The following is a 24,559-nucleotide window of genomic DNA, read 5'->3' on the forward strand; positions in this document are numbered from 1 at the left end:
AAATGTATATAAGGTTGGTAGATGATAGATCATAAGTGGCATCAGACTACTATTTTCGATAACAGGTCCTGTTAACTCTCAACCATTAACCATCAACTAACAACTAGTAACAAAAATGAATTTATTCAACGTATATCCATTATTCAACATAAACCCGGTTAAAGCTCAGGGATCTTTCCTTTGGGATGATAAGGGAGAACAATATCTTGACTTTTACGGAGGTCATGCGGTAATTTCCATTGGACATAATCATCCTCATTATCAGACAAAGCTAAAAGAGCAGTTAGAGAAAATTTCTTTTTATTCTAATTCTGTTCAGAATGAATTGCAGACTGAGCTGGCAGAGAAACTTGGGAGGCTTTCAGGCTATGAAGATTACAGTCTTTTTTTATGTAATTCCGGAGCTGAGGCGAATGAGAATGCCTTAAAACTAGCTTCTTTTCACAATGGAAAAAGCAAAGTGCTTTACTTCTCCGGATCATTTCACGGAAGAACTTCTGCAGCGGTTTCTGTAACCGATAATCCCAAAATTGTGGCACCGGTTAACTTTTCAGAACGATTTATCAAATCGGAATGGAATGATATCGAACAGCTTGAAAAGACTTTTGAAGTATCTGGAAATGAAATCTCTTCTGTAATTATCGAAGGAATTCAGGGTGTGGGAGGAATTATGATTCCAACGGCGGAGTTTCTATCTAAGATTAAAGAATTGTGTGATCAGTATGACAGTGTTTTGGTTTTAGATGAGGTACAATCCGGATACGGAAGAAGCGGATATTTCTTTGCGCATCAGGAATTCGGAATACAACCGGATATGATTACCACAGCAAAAGGAATGGGGAACGGTTTTCCGGTGGGAGGTGTTTTAATTCATCCTAAATTTCAGGCAAGCTATGGTTTGTTGGGAACAACATTTGGCGGAAATCACCTGGCTTGTGCAGCGTCTATTGCAGTTCTGGATGTTATGAAGGAGGAAAACCTTATCGAAAATGCTCAGCAAATGGGCGAATATATTGAAAATGAAATTAAGGATTTACCACATATTAAATCAATCCGAAGGAAAGGACTGATGATCGGAATAGAACTCGACAGGGATTGTTCGGAAGTAAGGAAAAGCCTGCTGTATGATCATCATATTTTTACAGGAAACTCAAATGATAAAAGTGTTTTAAGGATTCTTCCGGCACTTACTATCAAAGAAGAGGAAACCGACCTTTTCATCAATGCTTTGAAAATAGTATTGGAAAAAATTTAAACCAAAACTGCAGAGAGCAAAATTGCAAAAAGCCTAAGATCCAAATTATAATGCAAGTTTGTCATTCCGTAGGAATCTAGGCGAAATAGTCAAAACCTGAATTGAAAATATGTTAACCACAAAAGTCACAAAAGACTTAACACTTTAGTGATTTTAAGTAACAACTAAGCGTTAATAAGAACACTTAAGTTCTTTGAAAATCTTTTTTCATCTTATGTAAACTTTATGTTTTCAAGGTGTTAAGTTTTTAAAAATTAAGTTCTCTTAAGTGTTTAAATAAAAAACTTTTGTGTCTTTTGTGGTTTAAGTTATCACAATTAATAGGTCAATCAATTTTTAAAAACATTCATTCAATGAAGAATTTTACCGCCGTAAGTGATGTTGAAAACTTACAGGAAATCATAAAAAAAGCTTTAGAGATAAAAGCAAACCCGCTTTCAGAAACAGAAAAAGGAAAGGGGAAAACTATAGGACTTGTATTTTTAAACTCAAGTTTAAGAACCCGTTTGAGCAGCCAGATTGCAGCGCAAAATTTAGGGTTAAATGTTTTGACACTGAATGCAGCACAGGAAGCATGGAATCTTGAATTTGCTGATGGAGCGGTAATGAGCGGAGATACAGTGGAGCATATTAAAGATGCTATTGAGGTATTAAATCAATATTGCGATATTATTGCTGTGCGTTGTTTTGCAGGAATGAAAAGCAAAGAAGATGACGTCAATGAAAGTATTTTAAGCCAGTTTCAGCAGCATGCCAAAGTTCCTGTTATCTCTTTGGAATCAGCAACCCGTCATCCGTTGCAAAGTTTGGCAGACTGTATTACCATCACCGAAAACTGGAAAAAAGATCATAAACCAAAAGTAGTGCTTACATGGGCTCCGCATATCAAACCCATTGCTCAGGCTGTAGGAAACTCTTTTGCAGAATGGATGCAGGAAATGGATGTTGAATTGGTGATTGCAAATCCTGAAGGCTATGATCTGGATAAAAATTTCACAAAAGATGTAAAAGTAATCCATGATCAGAATGAAGCATTAAAGGATGCTGATTTTATCTATGTGAAAAACTGGTCTTCTTTCGATGATTATGCAGCCATGCCGGAAGTACAGGAAGATTGGATGCTGACGAATGAAAAACTGACCAATACCAATCAGGCAAAAGTAATGCACTGTCTCCCTGTTCGCCGTAACGTAGAGCTGAGTGATGAAGTAATGGACGGAGCGCATTCTATTATTTACCAACAGGCAAAGAACCGTATTTTCTCGGCACAGGCAGTGTTCAGTGAAATTTTAGGTGAATTAAAAGCCAAATGATCCTTGCCAAGGTTTTAAACCTTGACGAGGATAAAAAAGAACAGGTATCTCAAAACGTTTACAAAATGAAGGAAAAGTTATACATCATAAAAATTGGAGGAGCTTTAATTGATGATGAGGAATTATTAACTCAATTCTTAGAACAATTTTCTGAAATCCAGGAAAAGAAAATCCTTGTTCACGGCGGTGGTAAATTGGCAACAACTTTGGCTGATAAACTGGGTATTGAGCAGAAGATGATTAATGGAAGGCGGATTACGGATAAAGATACATTGGATATTGTAACGATGGTATATGCGGGAGGGATCAATAAGAATATTGTTGAAAAACTGCAACAAAAAAACTGTAATGCAATAGGCTTTTCCGGTGCGGATGGCAATTTAATTAAAGCTAAAAAAAGAGAACATCCGGATATTGATTTTGGTTTTGTAGGGGATATTAATAAAAAAAGTGTGAATAAGAAATTGGTTTCAAAATTCATGAAGCTCGATCTTATTCCTGTATTTTCAGCGATTACCCACGACAAAAAAGGAAATCTTTTCAATACCAATGCAGATACCATTGCATCAGTGATGGCACAGGCTTTATCATCGAAATTTGAGGTCGAGCTCTTGTATTGTTTTGATAAAGAAGGTGTCCTGGAAAATGTAAATGATCCGGAATCATTGATCAAAAGTATGAACGGTGAAGACTTTGATGTGTTGAAAAAAGAAGGAAAGCTGCATAAAGGGATTTTACCCAAACTTGAAAATGCTCTTGGAGCGATAAAAAATAACGTAAATAAGGTGTTTCTGATTAAAGAAACCCAATTGAAAAATCATATAGAGAATCATCATGCAGGAACTGAAATCTGTTTATAATAAAGAAGAATTGCTGAAAAATGCAGTTGAATTGCTGAAAAATCTGATTGAAATTCCTTCATTCAGTAAAGATGAATTCAATACATCGGTGGAGATTGAAAATTTCTTCAAAAAACATCAGATTCCGACCAAGCGTTTTAAAAATAATATTTGGGCAGTCAATAAAAATTTTGATGCAGGTAAACCCTCTGTTTTACTGAATACCCATCATGATACGGTAAAACCTAATAAGGCTTATACTTTGGATCCGTTTGTGCCGATCGAAAAAGACGGGAAACTTTACGGACTGGGAAGTAATGATGCCGGAGCTTCTCTGGTTTCTATGGCACAGGTTTTCCAGCATTTTTATGATAAAGAAGATTTAAAATATAATCTGGTAATTGCTTTAACTGCAGAGGAGGAGATTTCAGGATTTGATGGAATAGAAGCTTTATTTCCACAGTTACCGAACATAGAATTTGCTATTGTAGGAGAACCCACACAGATGAATTTGGCGATTGCCGAAAAAGGACTGCTTGTGATTGATGGGGAAATGAAGGGAACTCCTTCCCATGCTGCTCATCCTAATCATGATAACTCGATTATAAAATGTATGCAGGATCTGCAGCATATTTTAGAATTTAAATTCCCAAAAGTTTCAGAATATCTGGGAGAGGTGAAAGTGACTTTATCAGGTATTAATGCCGGAGTACAGCATAATGTGGTACCTGAATCCTGTCATTTTACACTGGATGTAAGGGTGACAGATGAATACTCCAATAAAGAAGCTTTTGAAATGATTCAGTCTCAAATGAAATCAACACTTACAGCGAGATCTTTCAGACTCAATTCTTCGAAAATCGAAATGGATCACCCGTTTGTACAGGCAGGTCTTGAAATTGGCAGGACAACATATGGTTCTCCCACCTCTTCGGATCAGGCCATTATTCCATGTACATCAGTGAAAATAGGCCCCGGAGACAGTAGGCGCTCTCACACTGCGGATGAATTCATCTATATTCATGAAATAGAAGAAGGGATTGCGATCTACATCCAAATTCTGGAAAAAGTGTTATAAAGATATCAGATACTAAATCTCAGATCTCAGATACAAATCAAAGAGTCTGACATTTGAATATCTAAAAATATATGTTTTGACAACGCTCAGCAGGTAGAAAGTTTAAGTTTTTAATAAGGATTTATGCAAAAAAGAAAATTAAAAACGGAAACTTTTATTGAGGAAATGTTTTTTTATAGTTAATAGTAATTTTAAGGAATGCCTGCTGGGCATGTCAAAACCAATTAATATTTTAAATAGTTACATATGAAAAAGATATGGCAGAAGGATAACCTTGCCACCAATATATTAGTCAATCAGTTCACCGTAGGAAAAGATCTTGACTTTGATGAGCGTTTGGCAAAATACGATGTAAAAGGCTCTATGGCCCATTGTAAAATGCTTGCAGAAACAGGGATTATTTCCGATGAAGAATCAGAGCAGATGTTATTTGTTTTGAATGAAATTTTAGAAAAAATTGAAAAAGGTAGTTTTGAAATTGATAAAGAAGCTGAGGATATCCATTCTCAGGTAGAGGCTATTCTCATTGAAGAATTAGGGGATACAGGAAAGAAAATCCATACCGCAAGATCAAGAAATGATCAGGTGTTGCTGGATATCAAACTCTATTTACTGGATGAGATCCGTGAGATAACAGCGCTTACAGATGAGTTTTTTCAGATTTTAATCAAACTGGCGGATCAGCATAAGAATGTTTTGCTACCCGGATATACCCATCTTCAGATTGCTATGCCTTCGTCTTTCGGGCTTTGGTTTGGAGCTTATGCAGAAGCCCTTTTAGATGATGTTGAAATGCTGTTTTCAGTGAAAAATATCATCAATAAAAACCCTTTGGGATCTGCGGCAGGCTATGGCTCGTCTTTCCCGATTAACCGTGAGAGTACGACGTATAATCTAGGCTTTCAGTCGATGAACTATAACTCGGTGTATGCACAGATGACCCGTGGGAAATCTGAGAAATTACTGGCAATGTCAATGGCAACTTTGGCAGGAACACTGGGGAAGTTTGCTTATGATGTTTGTCTGTATTTGAATCAGAATTTTGATTTTATAAGTTTTCCAAAAGAATTTACAACGGGCAGCAGTATTATGCCCCATAAAAAGAATCCGGATATCTTTGAATTGGTTCGTGCAAGATGCAACAGAATACAGTCTCTTCCGAATGAGCTTATCCTGCTAACGAATAATCTTCCGTCGGGATATCACAGAGATGTACAGCTGACTAAGGAAATTCTTTTCCCGGCGATTGACTCTCTAAAAGAATGTCTGGAGATTTTAAGCTATACCTTACCTAATATCCAGGTAAAAGACGGGATTCTGAAAGATGAAAAATATAAATATCTTTTCAGTGTCGAGAAGATCAATGAAGAAGTGAAAAACGGAAGTTCTTTCCGTGACGCCTATGTGAAAGTAGGACAGGAGATTGAAAATATTGCATTCGATTTTGAACCGGGAAATCTTGATCATACGCATCAGGGGAGTATAGGAAACCTCTGTCTGGATAAAATAGAATACCAGTTTAATAAGCTGAAAAATAAATTATTGGGTTAGAATCTAAGCCATTGAGGTCATCAAAAACTTAAGCAAAAAAATCAGTAGAATTTCTAAAATTATTTTAGCCTGCTGCCTTTTCGTTGTGAAAGCCTTAATCTTATAAATCTTATCTGCTTGAGTGATCTTAATGGTTAGATTTTATTCCGCTCTTTGAATTTGATGATTGATAAACTGAACCATTAAGGTAGATGAAGACTGTAAGGTAAAGTTAAGAAAATCTGCGTTTTTTTAGCTGTATAGTTTTAAAATTCGTTTGCGAATTCCTTAATTATCCTTCACCTCTTAAAAGTTCTTAATGGTTTAAATTAAAAGAATTTATTCCAGATCAATCTTGAATTTGGTGGATTTTTTTACCTCATGAAGAACAATGGAGCTATGGTATTGTCCGATATTGGGAAGGTTTGAGATGACATTGACTGCAAATTCATTATAAGAGTTAATGTCTTTCGCAATAATTTTTAGCATATAGTCATATTCTCCGGAAAGGCTGGTGATTTCCTGTACTTCATCATATTTTCCAATGTTTTTCTCAAAGGTTTCCAATACTTTCTTGGATTGCTCTTTAAGACGGACATTACAATAGACTATGATATTCAAACCCAGTTTTTCACGGTTTAAAAGACCTACATATTTTTCAATAATTCCGTGCTTCTCCAGCTGCTTGATCCGCTCATAGGTTGGAGTAAAGGTAAGGCCTATCTTTTCTGAAATTTCCTTAACAGATAGAGTAGAGTCTTCCTGAATAATGCTGAGAATCATTTTGTCTTTTAAATCCATAAACTAATTTGAGTGATAACAAAAATATTAATTTAAAATGAGAATAGGAAAATACTGAGGTTTTAAATTTTTTTAAAACTTTGTTTTTGTAGATTCGTAAAAATACTGTATCTTTGCACCTAATGAATAAAAAAGCATTTATATCATTAGATTTACCGGGCGAAAGCGCCCTTTACGATATTTATTGTTATTAAGCGAAGATCTTGTCTTCGCTTTTTTTATGCTCAAAAATTAAGAATTATGTTTACGATTACAGAACTAAGCACCGAGAGAATCAACAGTATACTGACAGAAGCAATGGCTTTTGCGAATGGAAAAACTGCTAAAATTGAAGGAGAAGTTTTTTGCTCAAACCTTTTCTTTGAAGACAGTACAAGAACAAAGACGAGCTTTGATATTGCAGAAAGAAAACTGGGACTTCAGGTTGTTCCTTTTGATGCTTCACACAGTTCGGTAAACAAAGGCGAGAGCCTTTATGATACGGTGAAGACCATTGAAAGTATAGGGGTAAACTTAGTCGTGATCCGCGATAAAAAGGACAGATACTTTGAGGAATTGAAAAATATTAAGATTCCTGTGATCAATGGAGGAGACGGAACAGGAAATCACCCTTCACAGTGTATGCTGGATCTGATGACGATCTATCAGGAATTCGGAAGGTTCGAAGGATTAAAAGTAGGGATTGTAGGGGATGTAAAACACAGCCGTGTTGCCAATTCAAACGCTGAAGCCCTAAGAAGATTAGGAGCTAAAGTATACTTCTCAGGACCGGAACAATGGTTTGATGAAGGAGCTTTGATTAACGGAACTTACCTTTCAGTAGATGAACTGATTGCTGATGTAGATGTTCTGATGCTCTTAAGAATACAACACGAAAGACATGATGACGCGATGAGCTTTACAGCTTCCGACTATCATAAAAGATATGGCCTCACCAAAGAAAGGGAGCGGGCGATGAAAAAAGAAGCAATTATTATGCATCCTGCACCTATCAACAGGGGGGTAGAAATAGATTCGGATCTTGTAGAATGTGAACGTTCAAGAGTTTTTAAACAAATGCAGAATGGCGTTTTCGCAAGAATGGCGATCCTGAAGGAAGCGCTGGAAGAAAAAGGATTTACGTTTAAGTAAATTGTAAAAAGTATAATGTACAAAGTAAAATGTACAAAATACAGATCGGAGAAAAGTACATTATACATTGTACACCCGACATTGTACAAAAAAAAATAATATAGAACAAGGAAGTCTGACTTCTAAGTTCTAAAATCTAATATCTAATTTTTAAAAATGAAGAAAAAATTAATACTGGAGTCCGGTGAAGTGTTTCATGGAGAAGGTTTCGGAGCAGAGTTGGAAACTGCAGGAGAAGTAGTTTTCAATACCGGAATGACAGGGTATCAGGAATTGATTTCTGACCCGTCGTACTGCGGTCAGATAGTTTGTATGACCTATCCGCTTATCGGAAATTATGGTATTAACCGTGATGATTATGAAAGTATCGAGCCTGCAATTAAAGGACTTATCGTAAAAGAACTTTGCGATCTTCCTTCTAATTTCCGTACTCAGATTACTTTAGATGAATTATTTAAAAAGAAAAACCTTTCAGGAATCTCAGGAATTGACACCAGAAGACTGACAAGAATTCTTCGTAACTATGGAGTAGTGAAAGGTAAAATTGTAAATGCTGATGCTGATGAAAGTGCAGTTGCTGCAGAACTAAAAACTACAAGTTTCCCTATCAACCAGGTGGAAACAGTTTCTACAAAAACACCTTATGCTAACCCTAACCGTGGGTTCAAAGTAGTCTTAGTAGATTTTGGAGCTAAACTGGGGATCATCAGAGAGCTGTCACAAAGAAATTGCGACATTATCGTTGTTTCTCAGGATACAACAGCAGAAGAGATCTTACTGATGAATCCTGATGGAATTATGCTGTCAAATGGTCCTGGAGATCCGGAAGATGTACCACACGCTTTGGATATGATCCGAGGTTTACTGGGGAAAGTTCCCATCTTTGGAATCTGTTTAGGACATCAGCTGATCGGATTAGCTTGCGGAGCAAAAACCTTCAAACTAAAATTCGGACACAGAGGAGGAAACCACCCGGTATTGGATCTGGAGAAAAACAAAGTGGCTATTACTTCTCAAAACCATGGGTATGCAGTAGATCAGGAAAGCTTAAAAGGAACAGATCTGATTGAAACCCACATCGCCTTAAACGACAGAACAAATGAAGGATTAAAGCACAAAATCCACCCTTGTTTCTCCGTTCAGTATCACCCTGAAGCGAGCCCAGGCCCGGAAGATGCAAACTACCTTTTTGATGAGTTCATTGATCTAATGTACCAATTTAAAAATGTACCAGTTTAACAATAATTAAAATGATCAATTTCGAAAACAATCCTTTAATTGAAAAAACTGTTAAGTTCTCATTAGATATTATAGAGTTCTGTGAATTATTGGAAAGTAAGAAGAAATTTGTTATTGCTAAACAATTATTGCGTTCAGGAACAAGTATTGGCGCAAATTCTTTTGAAGCACAAAATCCCTACAGTAAAAAAGATTTTGTGAATAAAATTAAAATTGCTGCTAAAGAACTTGAAGAAACAAAATATTGGCTATATCTGTGTAAACATTCTCAAAGTTATCCATTTGATCAAAAACTAGAAACACAGATTATAGAAATTGGAAAGATTATTTATAAAATTTTAAGCACAAGTTTATCAAAAGACAACGGTTTGTAAATATTGTTACACTGTTAAATTGATAGATTGTTACATTTTAAACCCCTATGAAAAGAAACGATATAAAAACAATTTTAGTAATTGGTTCAGGACCTATTATCATTGGTCAGGCAGCTGAATTTGATTACGCAGGAACGCAGGCTTGTCTGTCTTTGAGAGAAGAAGGCTACAAGGTAATTTTGATCAATTCAAACCCTGCAACAATTATGACGGATGTGGAGATCGCAGATAAAGTATATATTGAGCCGATTTCATTACAGTTTGTAAGCCACATCATCAGAAAAGAACGTCCGGATGCATTATTACCAACACTGGGAGGTCAGACAGGACTGAACATGGCGGTAGAACTGGAGAAATCGGGAATTCTTGAAGAATGTAAGGTGGAAGTATTGGGAACAACACTTTCTGCAATTAACAGAGCGGAAGACAGAGATCTTTTCCGTGAGTTGATGAGAGAGCTGAACGAACCGGTTCCAGAATCTGATATCGTGAATACAGTAGAAGGAGCAATTGCTTTTGCTGATAAAATCGGATATCCCGTAATAGTTCGCCCTGCCTTTACCATGGGAGGAACAGGAGGTGGTATCGCATCCACGGAAGCTGAATTGAAGGAGATTGCTGAACTGGGATTGAAATATAGCCCTGTAACACAGTGTCTTATTGAAAAATCAATTGCCGGATTTAAAGAAATTGAATATGAAGTAATGCGTGATGCAAACGACAATGCAATTGTGGTTTGTAACATGGAAAATATAGATCCGGTGGGAGTTCATACCGGAGATTCAATCGTAGTAGCACCTTCTCAGACCCTTTCAGACAGAGAGTATCAGTTATTGAGAAATGCTTCTTTAAAAATCATCAGAGCATTAGGAATTGAAGGAGGATGTAACGTACAATTAGCGTTGGATCCACATTCTTTCGAGTACTATATCATTGAGGTAAACCCAAGAGTTTCCCGCTCCTCAGCGCTTGCAAGTAAAGCAACAGGATATCCTATTGCAAAGATTGCGGCAAAAATTGCTGTAGGATTGACACTTGATGAAATTATGAATCCGGTGACAGGAAAGACATATGCATGTTTTGAGCCGGCCCTGGATTATGTAGTTACGAAATTCCCAAGATTCCCATTCGATAAGTTCGAAACTGCTGACAGAAGACTTTCTACTCAGATGAAAGCAACGGGTGAAGTAATGGCTATCGGAAGAAATTTTGAGGAGTCTTTACAGAAAGCAATCCGTTCATTAGAAACAGGAATCAAACACCTTGGATTAAAAACAAAACAAGCTGAGGCTCTTACAGCAGAAGAAATTGAAAGAAGAATCAGAGTTTGTGATGACGAAAGATTGTTCATCATCGGAGATGCTTTAAGAAGAGGATACGATTGGGAACAGATTGTAGAATGGAGCAAAATAGACAAGTTCTTCATCTGGAAACTAAAAAAATTAGTTGATTTTGAAAAAGTGATCGCTGATCATAAGTTTGATAAAGAAACTTTAATTCAGGCTAAGAAACTAGGTTTTGCAGATATCAATATTGCTGTTCTTTGGGATGTAACGGAACGTGAAATTTTCAATTTCAGAAAAGAAAACGGAGTGATGCCGGTTTACAAAATGGTAGACACCTGTGCCGCAGAATTTGAAAGTGAAACGCCTTATTTCTACGGAACCTATGAAGAAGAAAATGAAAGTGTTGTTTCCAATAAAGAAAAGATCATTGTGCTGGGATCAGGACCTATCAGAATCGGACAGGGGGTAGAATTTGATTATGCTACAGTTCACTCGGTTTGGGCAATCAAAGAAATGGGTTACGAAGCGATCATCATCAATAACAACCCTGAAACAGTTTCCACAGACTTCTCTATATCTGATAAATTATACTTCGAACCTCTTACGGAAGAAGATGTAATGAACATCATCGACCTTGAAAAACCTAAAGGAGTAGTGGTTCAATTCGGAGGGCAAACTGCGATCAACCTTGCAGATAAGTTAGCATCTCACGGAGTACAGATCTTGGGAACTTCCCTGGAAGATCTTGACAGAGCTGAAAACAGAGATAAATTTGAAAAAGCATTACAGGAGCTTGGAATTCCTCAGCCAAAAGGAAGAACTTCAACCTCAAAAGAAGAAGCAATAGAAATTGCCAACGAAATCGGTTATCCGGTATTGGTACGTCCAAGTTATGTTTTAGGGGGTAGAGCAATGGAAATTGTATACACAGAAGCAGAGCTTGCACACTATATGGAATTCGCGGTTGAAGCAAGCCCAGAACATCCCATTTTGGTTGACAAGTACATGGTAGGAAAGGAGATTGAAGTAGATGCAATCTGTGATGGTGAAACAGTAATAATTCCCGGAATTATGGAGCACATCGAAAGAGCAGGAGTTCACTCCGGAGACTCTATTGCAGTGTACCCGCCACAAAATATTTCACAAAGCGAAGTTGATACTTTAGTAGACTATACAAAAAGACTGGCAAAAGGACTGAAGGTTATCGGATTAATGAATATCCAGTATGTACTTTTCGAAGGAAATGTATATGTAATCGAAGTGAACCCGCGTTCTTCAAGAACAGTTCCTTTCTTATCTAAAATCACTGAGGTACCAATGGCTAACCTTGCTACAAAAGCAATATTAGGACAAAAGCTGACAGATCTTGGTTACAAAGACGGGCTGGTTCCTAATAAAGAAGGTGTATTTGTAAAAGTTCCTGTTTTCTCTTTCTCAAAACTAACGAAAGTGGATATCTCTTTAGGACCTGAAATGAAGTCTACAGGAGAGGTTATGGGTAAAGATACAACGCTTGAAAAAGCACTTTACAAAGGTCTTGTTGCAGCAGGAAGAAAAGTTCCTATGCATGGTTCCATCCTGTTTACAGTAGCAGATAAGCATAAAGGAGAAGCCGCAGCTTTAGCAGCAAGATTCCATGAAGTAGGATTCAGAATCTGGGCTACAGAAGGTACTGCGAAGTTCTTCGGAGAAAAAGGAATCCCTTGCAAAATTGGATACAAGATCGGAGAAGAAAGTGTCAACCTTATCGACCTGATCCAGAAAGGAAAAGTTCAGTATGTTGTGAATACCACTACAAAAGGTAAACAGGCAGAAAGAGACGGCTTCCAGATCAGAAGAATGAGTGTGGAGAACGGTGTTCCTTGTTTAACGTCAATGGATACGGTAGAAGCTATTCTGAAAGTAATTGAAAGCATGAGTTTCAAAATGGAAACGATGTAATTTTCAGAAAATATAACACTATAAACCTCATAGATTTTTGAAATCTATGAGGTTTTTTTATCTCAATCAATTATATATCAACGCTAGGTTTGCCAGAGCTCTACCTTACCTAATTTTTACTTTCTGTTATTGTGGCTAAATCTTCAATGAACAATACGTTTATCCAAATCAATTTGTTGATTTATTTCTTACATAGACTTCTGCAACAGAACTTTTTACTTTTAATTAAAACAATCTCCTGTAAACTATTAAAATTTGATTGTTGAAATACGTAAATTTGAGAACCATAAGTACACAACCTTGACCTGAAAGAGAGAGAGAACTGCACTTGAAAAATTGGGAAAATATAAAAATAAAGCTATTAAAATAGCCCTGATAAGGTGACGGCTGAACCTGGAAATAAAAAACACCAGTTAAACCATGCTTTTGAACTGCATTGAAAAGATTGTTTGCTTAATTTGTTGAAATTAAAGTATATATCTGATACTTTAAAAGCCATGTAAATTAAAATGATATGAATATAATGGGAAGATATAAGATTTTATTTGGAATTATTTTTCTCTTTGTACTATTCGGTTGTTCAATACAAACGGATTTTTACATCCAAAATTTTACCCAAACCAAAAAGACGGTAAAAATCAATTATAAAAAAGAAGTTTTAAAGAGATTATCCAGTGATTATTATGGTGTTTACAGTTTCAATTCTATAAATGATATTGTAAAACCTAAAGCTTTTAAAAAAAATAAAAATCTAAAATCAGTTGATAAATCGGTTGTGGACAGTTCCGGTATTATCTTGGAAATTGCTCCGCAATCAACAGTAAGAATTGAAAAAAACACATAATTCCCAATGGTATTGGGAAATTGATAATGTTGAGATAAATGGTGAAAAATTTAGCATTCAGGAATTAGAAAAAAAGTCTGATAAAATTAGAAATGATTACGTTTACAAAATCAAATAAAAATTAATGATAATTTTTAAAAACACCATGCAAAGACAAATTTTACAACCTATTTTGATTATTATTTCCCTGATTTTAACCACAAACTCTATAGTTGGTCAGAAGAAAGAATTCAGGGATACTCAGGTGGATAGCCTGACTTTTTTAAATAACCGGAAAGTTGTAAACAGTTTAAATACTGAAGTTTTCAGGAAAAAAATATTCTCAAAAGATAGTATGCAGATTCCTTACAGGCTTTTAACTCCAAAAAATACTGCTAAGGGTAAGAAATACCCGTTAATCATCACTTTCCACAATTCAACCAGAATTGGCAATGATAATGAAAACCAGCTTGAACCGTTTGCCAAAATGTGGTTAAGGGACGAGATTTACAGTAAATACCATTGTTATGTAATAGTACCACAGTTCAGTAAGCGCTCTTCAAATTATGAAAAGAACAATGATAGTATTCAAATTTCAAAACCTTCTCATGAAGTTTTTGCTTTATTGGACTTGATAAAAAATGTAGAAAAAGAATATCCGGATATTGATAAAGATAGGATTTATTTGATAGGGTACTCTATGGGGGCATCAACGGCACAAAACCTGATGAATATTCAGCCGGACAAATTTGCGGCCCTGGTATCGGTAGCTGCTGTTCCGGATTTTTCGAATCTTAGAAAGATAAATAAGAAAAATATCTGGTTGATTCACGGAGAAAAAGATACTGAAAATCCGTACATCGGAAGTGTAGAATTATTTAACAGGATGTCTTCAGATCCTAATCTAATTTTCACCACCTTCACTTATCTCAATCACAATACTATTGTTATTCCGTTTTTACTGACGGAAGAAATTCCAAAATGGTTGTTTAAAAAACATAAATAGAAAACTGTAGATAGATATAAAATATAGTAAATTCAATTCAAATAAATGCTGTTAATTTTCTTTCAGTCTTTCGATTTTAAGATAGTTGGCTTGCTGAAAGCATATTTAAATTTCTATTTTTTTGTGTTTCCATAAGAATATGTTTTCTGGTATATAAAACATCTTATATTTTTTTTGCTGATTTATGTAAGAGGTTGTAAATTAGGGGGTCATAAATACTTTGTTTTTAAATATATTTTAGAAATTAATAAAAACTCCACCAAATCAGAAATAACCATGGCAGAATATCTTGCAAAATCAAATAATTCTTTATCCTTTGAGGTGACACAGGGTGGCCAGTTGATAGGAAAACTTACCTACGGAAGCTGGTTTAATTTTAATGCGATAGCAGAAATTGCAAACGTAACCTATCAGATTGAGCCTAAGGGTTTTTGGGGGACCACTATTGAGCTGAAAGATAATGAAAAAGTACTCTTAAAGTTCAGAATGAACTGGAACGGAGAAATTGTAGTCCAGACTTATTTTAATGGGATAAAAAATGGACTTCTTTTTAAACACAGAGGTATTTTTAAAGAATCATTTGTATTGACTGATCAGGAGGGAATTGAGCTTTTAGTAATGAAGCCCAACCTCAAATGGAGTACCTTAAATTACGAATATGATATCACAACCTCTGATGCCTTTGAAACATTTCCTGATAAAGAAATTGTACTGATCAATGCCTTACACTGTGCCAATTATTATATGTCGATGATGATGTCTGCAATAATATAGCAACATAACTACAATAAATATACTGAAGATATTATTATACTTACTCCATTCATTATGGAACAAACAAGAAAATATAGAATTAAATATCATCAAACGATGACATAAAGGGTTTTTGAAATTTCAGAAACCCTTTATTTATGGCCTTTTTTATTCAGAAAATTTTATGATTTGTATCATATTTTTATTTAGAATTAATAAAAATAATATAGTTTTGCAATACTAAACTTAATTATACAATGAAAAGGACAATTATTTCTGCGGCTTTATTAGCCGTATCTATGCTGAGTGCTCAGGAAAAAGATACGGTTAAAATAGCTGAAATTCAGACAGTATCTCTGCAAGGGACTCACAATTACAGAACCAAGAAATCAGAATCAGTAGCAAGGCTTCCATTGGAAAATCTTGAAAACCCTACTGTTTATAACCTTGTTCCGAAAGAAATTATCAGTGAAATGAGTGCTGTGGATTTCAATACAGCAATGGCTTCAGCTCCGGGAGTGGTAGTGAATAACAGTGTGAACGATAGTGGAAATGATATTTTCCTGAGAGGGTTCAGTTCTTCTGCGAATTTTAGAAACGGGTTGATCCAAAACCTGAGAGTACAGTCTGAAATTGCTAATATAGAAAGAATAGAAGTAATCAAAGGACCTTCAGGAACGCTGTTTGGAGGAACATTAGCTAATTATGGAGGAGTAGTAAATGTAGTGACTAAAAAGCCACAGGAAAATTTTGGTGGAATCATCAACTATACTACCGGAAGCTGGGGAATGAACAGAATCACTGCAGACATCAATACTCCGTTGAATAAAGAGAAAACAGCTTTAGCAAGATTTAATGTGGCTGCCTATTCTCAGGACTCTTTCCAGGATGCAGGGTACAATAAAGGATTGTTTTTCTCAGGAAGTATTTTATATAAAGTAAGTGATAAAACTACCGTAACATTGGATACCGAATTCCATTCGCCGGAGAAAACACTGAATGCCTACGTGAGGCAGTCTGAAAAGCTGACCTTTCACTCTATGAAAGACCTTGCAGCCATTCATGGCAGATCATTTACAAGCAATGACATAGGATCAAAAAGAACCAATTTTGTTACCATGGCTGAAGTTACCCATAAATTTAATGATCAGTGGACTTCCAGAACCTCTTACCAGAGAGGAGAAGCTAACGAAAACGAATCTATATTTTTAGTATTGAACTATTTAAATGACAATTCTGTAAGCAGAAGTATCCGCCCTTTTGATAATTATAAAATTACCACAGATAATATTCAGCAGAACTTTATTGGAGACTTTAAAATAGGAAAACTGAGAAACCGTCTGGTTGTAGGATTTGATTATTTCCACCAGAATAGTAAAAATCAGTATCCTATTTATAAAGTGGGTAAAAATGATTCTTCCGTATTCGTTCCGTATCCTTTAAACGGAGTCATTGTAGACAAAGATCAGCCTCAGCCTACAGACGTCGTTTTACTGAATGGAACTTCTGACTGGACTTCAATTTCCCGGGATGTAGTGAAGGCACTTCCAAGAAATGGCACCAAATACGAGATATCACAATACAGTACGTACAGTGCCTATGTTTCCGATGTTTTAAATATTACAGATAACTTCCTTGTAATGGCAAGCTTAAGAATGGATCATTACAAAAATGATGATAGTAAAAGAAACGGGGTTCCCGGAAATGACGGGTACAATCAGACCCAGTTTTCCCCGAAATTTGGGTTAGTCTATGAAATCAAAAAAAATGAAATTTCGTTCTTTGCCAACTACGTAAATGGTTTTAAAAATATAGCCCCTTCACCCAACCAGGATGGAGTCCTTACAAAATGGAATCCTGAGCAGGGAAATCAGTTTGAAGCCGGTTTTAAACTGGATTTATTCGGTAAGAAATTACTTTCAACCATTACCTATTACAATATGAAGGTTAAAAACAGGGTGATTGCTGATCCAGGCGGTTTGGGAAGCAGGCAGGACGGAAATATCAAAAACCAGGGGTTTGAAATGGACGTGGTCATAAACCCGGTGAAAGGATGGAATATCGTAGGAGGATACGGGTATAACGATAACCGTTATGATGACAGAGGTAAAGATGCCGGAAAAAGAATTGCGTGGACACCTAAACATGTAGCCAATTTATGGACCAGTTATAAAATTATGGATGGTGCTTATGAAGGCTTAGGTTTCGGAGCCGGGTTCAATTTTGTAGATAAAACTTATATCAATATTACCAACCATTTTATGGCACCTTCATACACTTCTGTAGGTGCTACTATTTTCTATGATAAGAAGAAATACAGAATTGGTCTGAAAATGAATAATGCCCTGAATGAGACTTATTGGAACTTTTATGGCCAGCCACAGAAGCCAAGAGAAGTTCTTGCCAACTTCGCATTTAAATTTTAATTAAAAATAAAAATTATTTAAAAAAGATATAGTTTGTTGGAAAACGCAACGGCGGTTTTCTATAGGAGATGGAATTATGTATTCTTCAAGGAAATCTTGATTTTCAGGCGTCTTAAAAGCTGTATGCATGGTAACCCCTGCGTCTTTTCGTTTTCCAACAATTATAATTATAGAAAACAGGATAATTAGATATGGATAATAAAAAAACTAACCCCAAGAAAAAACAGGGAAAATCCCTGACCAAACGAATCACAGGCTGGCTGCATCTCTGGCTGGGACTTGTTTCCGGAATTATTGTAATGACTGTAACACTTTCAGGAACAGTATTCGTCTTTTGTGACGAAATTATAGATCTGTGTGGTGGAAGTGCCAAATATGTTCAGGTTCCTGCCGATGCAAAGAAAAAGTCTCCTGAAGAACTCCTTGCCCAATTTCATCAGCAGGTTCCGGACCGCAATGCATTTTATTTTGATACCTATAAAGAAGCAGACCGAAGCTTTAGAGTGGCTTCTGCCACCAAACCTCCTAAAGATAAAAATACAGAAAAAGCAGGAAAACCAAAAGGAAAGGGCCGTGGTCCCAGAGGAGTATTCGCCTATCATTACCTTGATCCTTATACCGGAAAAGTGATGGGCTCTACAAAGAGCTATGAGTTTTTCTATGTTGTTGCCCACATCCATGCTCAGCTATTGGCCGGAAAGTTCGGGAAAACGGTGGTAGGAATTGCTTCTATTATATTTTTTATCCAGCTTATCGGTGGGCTTATCCTTTGGTGGCCCAAAAAATGGAATAAAACCACCAGGACAACTGCATTTAAAATAAAATCAGGAACAAAATGGCGCAGGAAAAATTATGATTTCCACAACGTATTCGGTTTTTATTCATTGCTCCCGGCAGTATTTATCACAATCACAGGGCTTATTATGGCTTATAAAGTGCTTGCAGATCTTACACAAACCGTTTTTGGAGGCGTAGCTGATGCCCATAAAATTGCTGAAAAATTTGATCCTAAGTTTGATCCTGAAAAAAAAGCATTGCCTTTTACGGTGTTTATAGATAGAAATTTTAAAGAAATTCCTGAAGCAAAACAGATCAGGATGAGTGTTCCAAGAAATGACTCAGCGACTGTTTATAATGTAGTGGCAGCCCAATTTATCGGCTTAAAAAGTATTACAAACGGTAAAAGCAGGGAAATCAATAAATATACAGGAAATGAAATCATCTATCCGAAAGAAGTTCTGATGCATGAAGCGATTGAACATATGAATTTTGACCTGCATGTCGGCTATTGGGGCGGAATGTTTGGGAAAATCTTCACTTTCGTTATCGGAATCATCTGTACAAGCCTTCCGGTAACGGGATTCCTGATCTGGTGGGGAAGGAAAAATAAATCAGCGAAAAAAACAAAGGAAATCAAAACTATTCATCAACACACAAAAGACGAACATCATGAACAACTGGTTTAAATTTTTATGCCTTTCCCTATTTTTAATTCTTACTTCAAAGGCCAATGCCCAGGAAAAAGTAATAGTGGGAGAGAAGCAGGTTTTATTTTCAAAAATTTTAAATGAAAACAGAGAAGTTTGGATTCATCTTCCTAAAACCTATGACGACATCACAATTAATCCTGCAAAATATCCTGTAATCTATCTTTTAGATGGTGAAATTAATTTTGAATATTATGTCGGGATGACTGATTTTTTAGCCCGGACACCTTATGCTGATATTCCGGAATGTATTGTGGTAGGAATTAAAAATACAGAACGCACAAGAGATCTTACCCCTACAAAAGCGCAAAAGAAAAGTCCGGTAAACCCTAATCTTACCCTTTTTGCCGACAGTGGAGGAAGTGAGAATTTTGTGAAATTCATGCAGGAAGAACTGAAACCTTTTATCAGTAAGAATTACAGAACTCAGGAGTATTCTTTGCTGGTAGGCCATTCTTTTGGAGGACTGTTCGCCATTAATACTTTTCTTACCCATCCCGATTATTTCAATGCCTATGTTGCCAACGATCCCAGCTTATGGTGGGATAATAAGGTGTTGATCTCCAGAACTAAAGATTATATTGAAAAGCATAAGAAATTTCCGGCGAAGAAGTCTCTGTTTGTATCCCAGGCAGATAATGAGGAACAGCAGAAAAACTGGAACTCCGATATGACCCAGGCCATAGAAGAGTTTAAAATAATAGTGGAAAACAATGGTTCGCTGAATTATAAACACCGTTTTTTTGAAGGAGAAGTACATGGCACCGTTTCTTATCCTGCAAATTATGAAGCCCTGAAGTTTATATTTAGAGGCTTCAGAACAGATATTAAACAGCTTGCCAAAAATCCGGAATTGTTGGAAAAAGACTATAAAAAGCTGTCTGACAAAACAGGAACAGACTTCATACCATCAGAATCTTATCTGAATGTAGTGCTTAAATTTATGAAAAGTAATGAGTTCAAAGAATCTGAAACGTATTTTATAGATCTGAGAAGCAGGCTTTATCCTAAAGTAAAATAATGCTGGGCGGATAAGGAATTGAGTTTAAATAATTGTAAAAATAAAAGAGGCCGTCTCACAACTCGTGAAAACGGCCTTTTTTATGAAATTTTCCTGTACCCCTATATGAGAAGGGTTTTCGTTTAAATTATTCTCAACCCACATCGTTTAGTTGTGAGACAGCTTCTTTTGTCATTATTAGATAATTATAATAAGTTTTGGCTAAAGCCGATGGATGATTAATAAAATATAAAACGGGCTAAAGCCCGTTCCAATTGATAAATATGCTGTAATGACAGAATTTCTCATAAATACTGCTGAGTAAATTACTAATGTCTGTTATCACAATTTATTGTAAAATCTTTCTGATTTTTATCTAAAAATGTAATGGAAGGGCAGCCAAAAGACTGTGCAATAAATCCAAAAATTACAGGAGGTTTCTCTTTGAACAGATAGCCGGTCCATTGAGAAGTATTGCCTTCATCATTACTGATTCCATTAAGGGGAGTAAATTCTGCCCCGTCACCACCGGCTGTGGTAATCGTTTTTTCAAATGTTTTTTCATTGCGGGCATTGACTACTACCAATTTGCGCTCCTGAACCATTTCATCCTGAAGATAGTCCTGCAGATAATAGGTGAGATCCTCATATTTCGCCTGATAGGTATCTCCGGGTGTAAGCTTGGAAGGCGTAAAGTATTTCTTTGAAATGTCCGCACTTGCTTTCTTCCATTGAACAGGCTTCATTTTATGCTCAACAAAAGGGTTTTTATTCCCGAAATAGGCAACAGCATTCTCATATTTATTTCTAATATCCGGTTCTTTGTGAGCTTCAATCTGAAATCCTACCATGTATGAAGTACCATCTACTTCTTCACCTTCCATAGAATAGAAATCTAAATAAGCAACTGCTTTAAGCTTGTTTAATGGAAGTTTTTCCAGTTTGTTGAATTGATAATTGTAAAGGTAAAGTGAATCATTCTCTGTAAGATGAAGCCCTTTCAGTATTTTATTTCTGTGCTTTGAATCAAGCTCAATATACTGAAGCTGCTCAGGAGAAACATTTTTCTGATTGCTTAAAGCCTCTTTCTGTATAGCTTGGGGATCGGTATAAATATCTGATACAGAAATAAAAATATCTGACAGCGCATCTTTCTGTCCGGAGGAAATTACAGTGACACTGTAAATATTAAAATTTTTATAATCTATTTTTTCTTCCGTTGCTTTTGGAGTTTTTACAGAATCATTAGTAGCAGTAATTGCTGTTTCGGTGGGCTTCTTTTCATCCTTCTTGCAGCTGATAACCGCCAGTTGGGAAAATAAAAGTGCTGCGAAAATCCTAATCTTCTTCATAATTTTTTATTTGTAATGTTTTAGATCCTGTTTACATTTTATTCAGGAATTCTTATATATTTTGTTGACAAGACTCAATAGGTCAGTTTGAAATTATTTTTTGATTAAAAAGATGAACGCAAAGTTTATGAATAATTTCGCTTTATTTTAAGTGGGCAAAGTGATGCGACTTCGTCGCTGATGAAGATGTATGCTTATCCATACGCTTCGACGAATCAACGAAGTTGATTCTATCCTTTGCTCCCTAAAAATATAGATAATGAAGCTAAAGCTTTGCGTTAGAAAAACACATGTTTTAATTTATTTTATAATAAGGTTCTGAATAATACTTACTTGGCTTGATATAAGCTGTATTTCTGTCTGCGTCAAAGATCCATATAAATCTGCGCAGCATATCAGCACCAAAATAGCTGACATTTTGTGTTTTAAGATTTCCTGAGAAAAAAGCCACGGAAATATCTTTGAAAACAAAGTCTCCTAATTTTAAAAAAGGAAGAATTCCCTGTTTGATAGCTAAATTTTGTGCATTGGAATTTTTAAGTGTTTTTTCTCCTATTATTTTTAATTTTTTTTCCAGTTCTTTCTCTTCAGTAAACTCATTACTATATAATACCCCGCCTGAGTATCCGGATTGAAGAGCAAAATAAGACTCCTGTTGTTTCTCACCATCAACCACATTATCGGCAGCCACGATGAATACACCCTGATCCAGCATAATTTTAAGAGGTTGATAACCTGTAAGATCAGGGTTTTTGTCATAGATTACAAATTGACTGTTGTCATAATCAATTTTAAAAGTCTTTCCTTCAAATAGACTGGTTCCTATTTTTCCGTCCGATTCATAGCCTGAGAGCTGGTTGTCAAAAAATCGGACATCTTTCAGGGTTACCGGGCCAATATCCACCGTATTATGATCACTTATTTCTTCTTTATTGAAAATAATATGGTCTGCTTTTCTCTGCCGTTCCGGAGAAATAGAGCCATCTTTCATGGCAATCTGAAACATCAGGTCCAGTGAGTCTTTTTTGTTGACTTGGGACTTTACAATGATATTATTGTATTTTGTAATTCTGAAAGGGATGGTCTGCTGTGCCTGAATGCCAAGATAGCCGGCAAAAAGAAATAATAGGAGATTTGTTTTTTTGAGCATTGTTAGTAGTGATTGGTGTTAAAACTTTAAATTTACCCATTATCTTTGGATCGGCAAATAATATTGTGAAATGGTTGAAAAATTACTTCAAAGCGGACTTCACTGGGAAAAGAAAGAATTCAGGAGGAATGAGTTCCTGAAAATTGCAGGAAGTACAGATACCCATATCTATTATATAGAAAATGGGAGTGTCCGGATCTTTATGACAGATGAAAATGAAGAAAGGATCATCCGTTTCGGATATACCAGTAATATTATTGTTTCCCTGGATTCTTTTCTTTCCGGAAAGCCATCCGACTTTTATATTCAGGCCCTTAAAAAGACTAAGGTGAAACGAGCCTCAAAACAAGATTTTTATGAAGTTATTCAGTCGGATGAAGAGCATATGAAGATGTGGATACAGGTCCTGGAAGAGCTGGTTTTGCAACAGCTGGAAAGAGAAAAGGATCTGCTGATTAGTTCTCCGCGGGAACGTTATGAAAGAGTTTTAAGAAGAAGCCCCAAGCTGTTCCAGGAGATTCCCAATAAATATATTGCAAACTATCTCAGGATGTCGCCGGAAACATTATCCAGGCTTAAAAAATCTTGAGTTCAATCAAGATTTAAGAACCCAACGATCTGGATATTTGCATAAAAAAATGACTATGAAAATTTCAACTTCACAATTGTTGAATGAATTGAAAAATAAGACCCAACAACATCTTCAGTATGCAGAAATGCTCTTACGGAAAACTGAAGATGAGTTAAATTTCAGGATATCAGCAGATAGCTGGAGTGTCCTTGAATGCCTGGAACATCTCAACCGCTATGGAGAATTCTATATTCCGGAAATCAGTCGTAAAATTTCTTCCTCTGTCACTTCTTCCCAATTAACTTTTAAGCCGGGTATTTTAGGAAATTATTTTGCTAAAACGATGCTTCCTAAAGAAAAAATCAATAAGATGAAAACACTTAAAGCGATGAATCCCATTCATAGTCAGTTGAATAAAAGTGTTATTGACGAGTTTATCAGGCAGCAAAAACAGATGCTTGAACTTTTGGAAAAAGCCGGACATATTGATCTGGAGAAAACAAAAACAGGAATCAGTATTTCAAAATGGATCAGCCTGAAATTAGGGGATACCTTTCGATTTGTTATTTATCATAACGAAAGACATATAATGCAGGCCGGAAAAGTTTTGAAGAACATTTGAAACATTGATTGATGAATTCTAAAAAAGTAGTAATTTTAAACTAATGGAAATCATCTGTCAAAAAACCATACAAACTCCGCTTGGAGAAATGATAGCCTGCGCAGTAGATCAGGGGATCTGTTTACTTGAATTCACAGACCGGAAGAATATTGAAAAGCAGTTTAAATCTCTGTCAAAAGTCCTGAATGCTGAAATAGTAGAAAAGGAACACTTCCATTTCATACAGCTGGAGAAAGAGCTTAAAGAATACTTTGATGGAAAAAGACTGCACTTTGAAGTTCCACTATTCATCACAGGAACGGAATTTCAGGAAAAAGTATGGCAGCTCCTCCGTGAAATTCCAATGGGAGAAATAAGAACCTATAAACAGCAATCCGAATTTTTAGGAAATCCGAAGGCCATCCGTGCAGTAGGAACAGCCAATGGTATCAATAAAATTGCCATTTTAATTCCGTGTCACCGCGTGATTGGCTCTAATGGCGATCTGGTAGGCTATGCGGGAGGAATCTGGAGAAAACAGAAATTATTGGAACTGGAGAAAGCTATTTTGTTTTAAGAATAAAGAATAAAAATGGTTAATAA

At 36.0% G+C, this 24,559-nt stretch carries 21 protein-coding genes; 18 read left to right on the top strand and 3 right to left on the bottom strand.

Annotated features, from left to right (window positions below; all coding sequences use genetic code 11):
- Window positions 1-115 precede the first annotated feature (115 nt).
- The 5 genes from LQV47_RS05740 (at window position 116) to argH (ending at window position 6,036) form a co-directional block, all read left to right on the top strand.
- Window positions 116-1,255 carry an aspartate aminotransferase family protein gene (locus tag LQV47_RS05740; protein ID WP_230034771.1) on the top strand — a complete coding sequence of 380 codons (1,140 nt, stop codon included), beginning with the start codon at window positions 116-118 and terminating at the stop codon, window positions 1,253-1,255.
- Window positions 1,256-1,608: 353 nt separating this feature from the next.
- A complete protein-coding gene (locus LQV47_RS05745) occupies window positions 1,609-2,568 on the top strand; it encodes an N-acetylornithine carbamoyltransferase (RefSeq protein WP_230034773.1) in 960 nt (319 codons plus the stop codon).
- Window positions 2,565-3,428 (top strand): acetylglutamate kinase, encoded by an 864-nt coding sequence (gene argB, locus LQV47_RS05750; RefSeq protein WP_230034775.1) that lies wholly within the window; start codon window positions 2,565-2,567, stop codon window positions 3,426-3,428. The genes LQV47_RS05745 and argB overlap by 4 nt, the downstream gene beginning before the upstream one ends.
- Window positions 3,403-4,485, top strand: coding sequence for a M20 family metallo-hydrolase (locus LQV47_RS05755; protein WP_230034777.1), 1,083 nt, complete (start codon window positions 3,403-3,405; stop codon window positions 4,483-4,485). Before argB ends, LQV47_RS05755 begins: the two co-directional genes overlap by 26 nt.
- A 246-nt stretch (window positions 4,486-4,731) precedes the next feature.
- The gene (argH, locus tag LQV47_RS05760) at window positions 4,732-6,036 is read left to right on the top strand and encodes an argininosuccinate lyase (RefSeq protein WP_230034779.1); all 1,305 of its coding nucleotides are present in this window, start codon (window positions 4,732-4,734) and stop codon (window positions 6,034-6,036) included.
- 318 nt (window positions 6,037-6,354) lie between these two features.
- On the opposite strand, the gene LQV47_RS05765 is transcribed toward argH, so the two are convergent.
- Window positions 6,355-6,816, bottom strand: coding sequence for an Lrp/AsnC family transcriptional regulator (locus LQV47_RS05765; protein ID WP_047485178.1), 462 nt, complete (start codon window positions 6,814-6,816; stop codon window positions 6,355-6,357).
- A 240-nt stretch (window positions 6,817-7,056) separates the two neighbouring features.
- On the opposite strand from LQV47_RS05765, the gene LQV47_RS05770 reads away from it, so the two are divergent.
- The 10 genes from LQV47_RS05770 to LQV47_RS05815 all read left to right on the top strand — a co-directional run bounded on the left by LQV47_RS05770 (window position 7,057) and on the right by LQV47_RS05815 (window position 20,303).
- Entirely contained in the window at window positions 7,057-7,947 is an 891-nt protein-coding gene (locus LQV47_RS05770) for an aspartate carbamoyltransferase catalytic subunit (RefSeq protein ID WP_230034781.1), read from the top strand.
- A 156-nt stretch (window positions 7,948-8,103) separates the two neighbouring features.
- Complete coding sequence (locus LQV47_RS05775; RefSeq protein ID WP_230034783.1) at window positions 8,104-9,186, top strand: carbamoyl phosphate synthase small subunit; 1,083 nt, start codon at window positions 8,104-8,106, stop codon at window positions 9,184-9,186.
- 11 nt (window positions 9,187-9,197) lie between these two features.
- The gene (locus LQV47_RS05780; RefSeq protein WP_230034785.1) at window positions 9,198-9,560 is read left to right on the top strand and encodes a four helix bundle protein; all 363 of its coding nucleotides are present in this window, start codon (window positions 9,198-9,200) and stop codon (window positions 9,558-9,560) included.
- A gap of 47 nt (window positions 9,561-9,607) precedes the next feature.
- On the top strand, window positions 9,608-12,787 hold the full coding sequence (gene carB, locus LQV47_RS05785; protein ID WP_230034793.1) for a carbamoyl-phosphate synthase large subunit: 3,180 nt from the start codon (window positions 9,608-9,610) through the stop codon (window positions 12,785-12,787).
- 514 nt (window positions 12,788-13,301) lie between these two features.
- Window positions 13,302-13,631, top strand: a complete 330-nt coding sequence (locus LQV47_RS05790; protein ID WP_230034795.1) for a hypothetical protein — start codon at window positions 13,302-13,304, stop codon at window positions 13,629-13,631.
- A 145-nt stretch (window positions 13,632-13,776) separates the two neighbouring features.
- Window positions 13,777-14,616, top strand: coding sequence for a prolyl oligopeptidase family serine peptidase (locus tag LQV47_RS05795; RefSeq protein ID WP_230034797.1), 840 nt, complete (start codon window positions 13,777-13,779; stop codon window positions 14,614-14,616).
- Window positions 14,617-14,892: 276 nt separating this feature from the next.
- Window positions 14,893-15,390, top strand: coding sequence for a hypothetical protein (locus tag LQV47_RS05800; RefSeq protein WP_230034799.1), 498 nt, complete (start codon window positions 14,893-14,895; stop codon window positions 15,388-15,390).
- A gap of 236 nt (window positions 15,391-15,626) precedes the next feature.
- The gene (locus LQV47_RS05805; protein ID WP_230034801.1) at window positions 15,627-17,795 is read left to right on the top strand and encodes a TonB-dependent receptor; all 2,169 of its coding nucleotides are present in this window, start codon (window positions 15,627-15,629) and stop codon (window positions 17,793-17,795) included.
- 191 nt (window positions 17,796-17,986) lie between these two features.
- Complete coding sequence (locus LQV47_RS05810) at window positions 17,987-19,261, top strand: PepSY-associated TM helix domain-containing protein (RefSeq protein ID WP_230034803.1); 1,275 nt, start codon at window positions 17,987-17,989, stop codon at window positions 19,259-19,261.
- A complete protein-coding gene (locus tag LQV47_RS05815; protein ID WP_230034805.1) occupies window positions 19,245-20,303 on the top strand; it encodes an alpha/beta hydrolase-fold protein in 1,059 nt (352 codons plus the stop codon). The genes LQV47_RS05810 and LQV47_RS05815 overlap by 17 nt, the downstream gene beginning before the upstream one ends.
- 308 nt (window positions 20,304-20,611) lie before the next feature.
- Here LQV47_RS05815 and LQV47_RS05820 read toward each other — a convergent pair whose 3' ends face one another.
- Window positions 20,612-21,634 (bottom strand): hypothetical protein, encoded by a 1,023-nt coding sequence (locus tag LQV47_RS05820; protein WP_230034807.1) that lies wholly within the window; start codon window positions 21,632-21,634, stop codon window positions 20,612-20,614.
- Window positions 21,635-21,929: 295 nt separating this feature from the next.
- Complete coding sequence (locus LQV47_RS05825) at window positions 21,930-22,784, bottom strand: hypothetical protein (protein ID WP_202269563.1); 855 nt, start codon at window positions 22,782-22,784, stop codon at window positions 21,930-21,932.
- A gap of 70 nt (window positions 22,785-22,854) precedes the next feature.
- Here LQV47_RS05825 and LQV47_RS05830 point away from each other — a divergent pair, with 70 nt between their 5' ends.
- Genes LQV47_RS05830 through LQV47_RS05840 form a run of 3 tightly spaced genes read left to right on the top strand, consistent with a single transcriptional unit; the run spans window position 22,855 to window position 24,533 of the window.
- On the top strand, window positions 22,855-23,373 hold the full coding sequence (locus LQV47_RS05830; protein WP_230034809.1) for a Crp/Fnr family transcriptional regulator: 519 nt from the start codon (window positions 22,855-22,857) through the stop codon (window positions 23,371-23,373).
- A gap of 55 nt (window positions 23,374-23,428) precedes the next feature.
- Window positions 23,429-23,977, top strand: a complete 549-nt coding sequence (locus LQV47_RS05835) for a DinB family protein (protein ID WP_230034811.1) — start codon at window positions 23,429-23,431, stop codon at window positions 23,975-23,977.
- 43 nt (window positions 23,978-24,020) lie between these two features.
- Complete coding sequence (locus LQV47_RS05840) at window positions 24,021-24,533, top strand: methylated-DNA--[protein]-cysteine S-methyltransferase (protein WP_230034813.1); 513 nt, start codon at window positions 24,021-24,023, stop codon at window positions 24,531-24,533.
- Window positions 24,534-24,559 lie beyond the last annotated feature (26 nt).

Source organism: Chryseobacterium sp. Bi04, assembly GCF_918698085.1.
Classification (GTDB): Bacteria; Bacteroidota; Bacteroidia; order Flavobacteriales; family Weeksellaceae; genus Chryseobacterium.

Coding starts and splice junctions, on each gene's coding strand:
- LQV47_RS05740 (WP_230034771.1), top strand. CDS start 116: ATGAATTTATTCAACGTATATCCATTATTCAACATAAACCCGGTTAAA.
- LQV47_RS05745 (WP_230034773.1), top strand. CDS start 1,609: ATGAAGAATTTTACCGCCGTAAGTGATGTTGAAAACTTACAGGAAATC.
- argB (WP_230034775.1), top strand. CDS start 2,565: ATGATCCTTGCCAAGGTTTTAAACCTTGACGAGGATAAAAAAGAACAG.
- LQV47_RS05755 (WP_230034777.1), top strand. CDS start 3,403: ATGCAGGAACTGAAATCTGTTTATAATAAAGAAGAATTGCTGAAAAAT.
- argH (WP_230034779.1), top strand. CDS start 4,732: ATGAAAAAGATATGGCAGAAGGATAACCTTGCCACCAATATATTAGTC.
- LQV47_RS05765 (WP_047485178.1), bottom strand. CDS start 6,816: ATGGATTTAAAAGACAAAATGATTCTCAGCATTATTCAGGAAGACTCT.
- LQV47_RS05770 (WP_230034781.1), top strand. CDS start 7,057: ATGTTTACGATTACAGAACTAAGCACCGAGAGAATCAACAGTATACTG.
- LQV47_RS05775 (WP_230034783.1), top strand. CDS start 8,104: ATGAAGAAAAAATTAATACTGGAGTCCGGTGAAGTGTTTCATGGAGAA.
- LQV47_RS05780 (WP_230034785.1), top strand. CDS start 9,198: ATGATCAATTTCGAAAACAATCCTTTAATTGAAAAAACTGTTAAGTTC.
- carB (WP_230034793.1), top strand. CDS start 9,608: ATGAAAAGAAACGATATAAAAACAATTTTAGTAATTGGTTCAGGACCT.
- LQV47_RS05790 (WP_230034795.1), top strand. CDS start 13,302: ATGAATATAATGGGAAGATATAAGATTTTATTTGGAATTATTTTTCTC.
- LQV47_RS05795 (WP_230034797.1), top strand. CDS start 13,777: ATGCAAAGACAAATTTTACAACCTATTTTGATTATTATTTCCCTGATT.
- LQV47_RS05800 (WP_230034799.1), top strand. CDS start 14,893: ATGGCAGAATATCTTGCAAAATCAAATAATTCTTTATCCTTTGAGGTG.
- LQV47_RS05805 (WP_230034801.1), top strand. CDS start 15,627: ATGAAAAGGACAATTATTTCTGCGGCTTTATTAGCCGTATCTATGCTG.
- LQV47_RS05810 (WP_230034803.1), top strand. CDS start 17,987: ATGGATAATAAAAAAACTAACCCCAAGAAAAAACAGGGAAAATCCCTG.
- LQV47_RS05815 (WP_230034805.1), top strand. CDS start 19,245: ATGAACAACTGGTTTAAATTTTTATGCCTTTCCCTATTTTTAATTCTT.
- LQV47_RS05820 (WP_230034807.1), bottom strand. CDS start 21,634: ATGAAGAAGATTAGGATTTTCGCAGCACTTTTATTTTCCCAACTGGCG.
- LQV47_RS05825 (WP_202269563.1), bottom strand. CDS start 22,784: ATGCTCAAAAAAACAAATCTCCTATTATTTCTTTTTGCCGGCTATCTT.
- LQV47_RS05830 (WP_230034809.1), top strand. CDS start 22,855: ATGGTTGAAAAATTACTTCAAAGCGGACTTCACTGGGAAAAGAAAGAA.
- LQV47_RS05835 (WP_230034811.1), top strand. CDS start 23,429: ATGAAAATTTCAACTTCACAATTGTTGAATGAATTGAAAAATAAGACC.
- LQV47_RS05840 (WP_230034813.1), top strand. CDS start 24,021: ATGGAAATCATCTGTCAAAAAACCATACAAACTCCGCTTGGAGAAATG.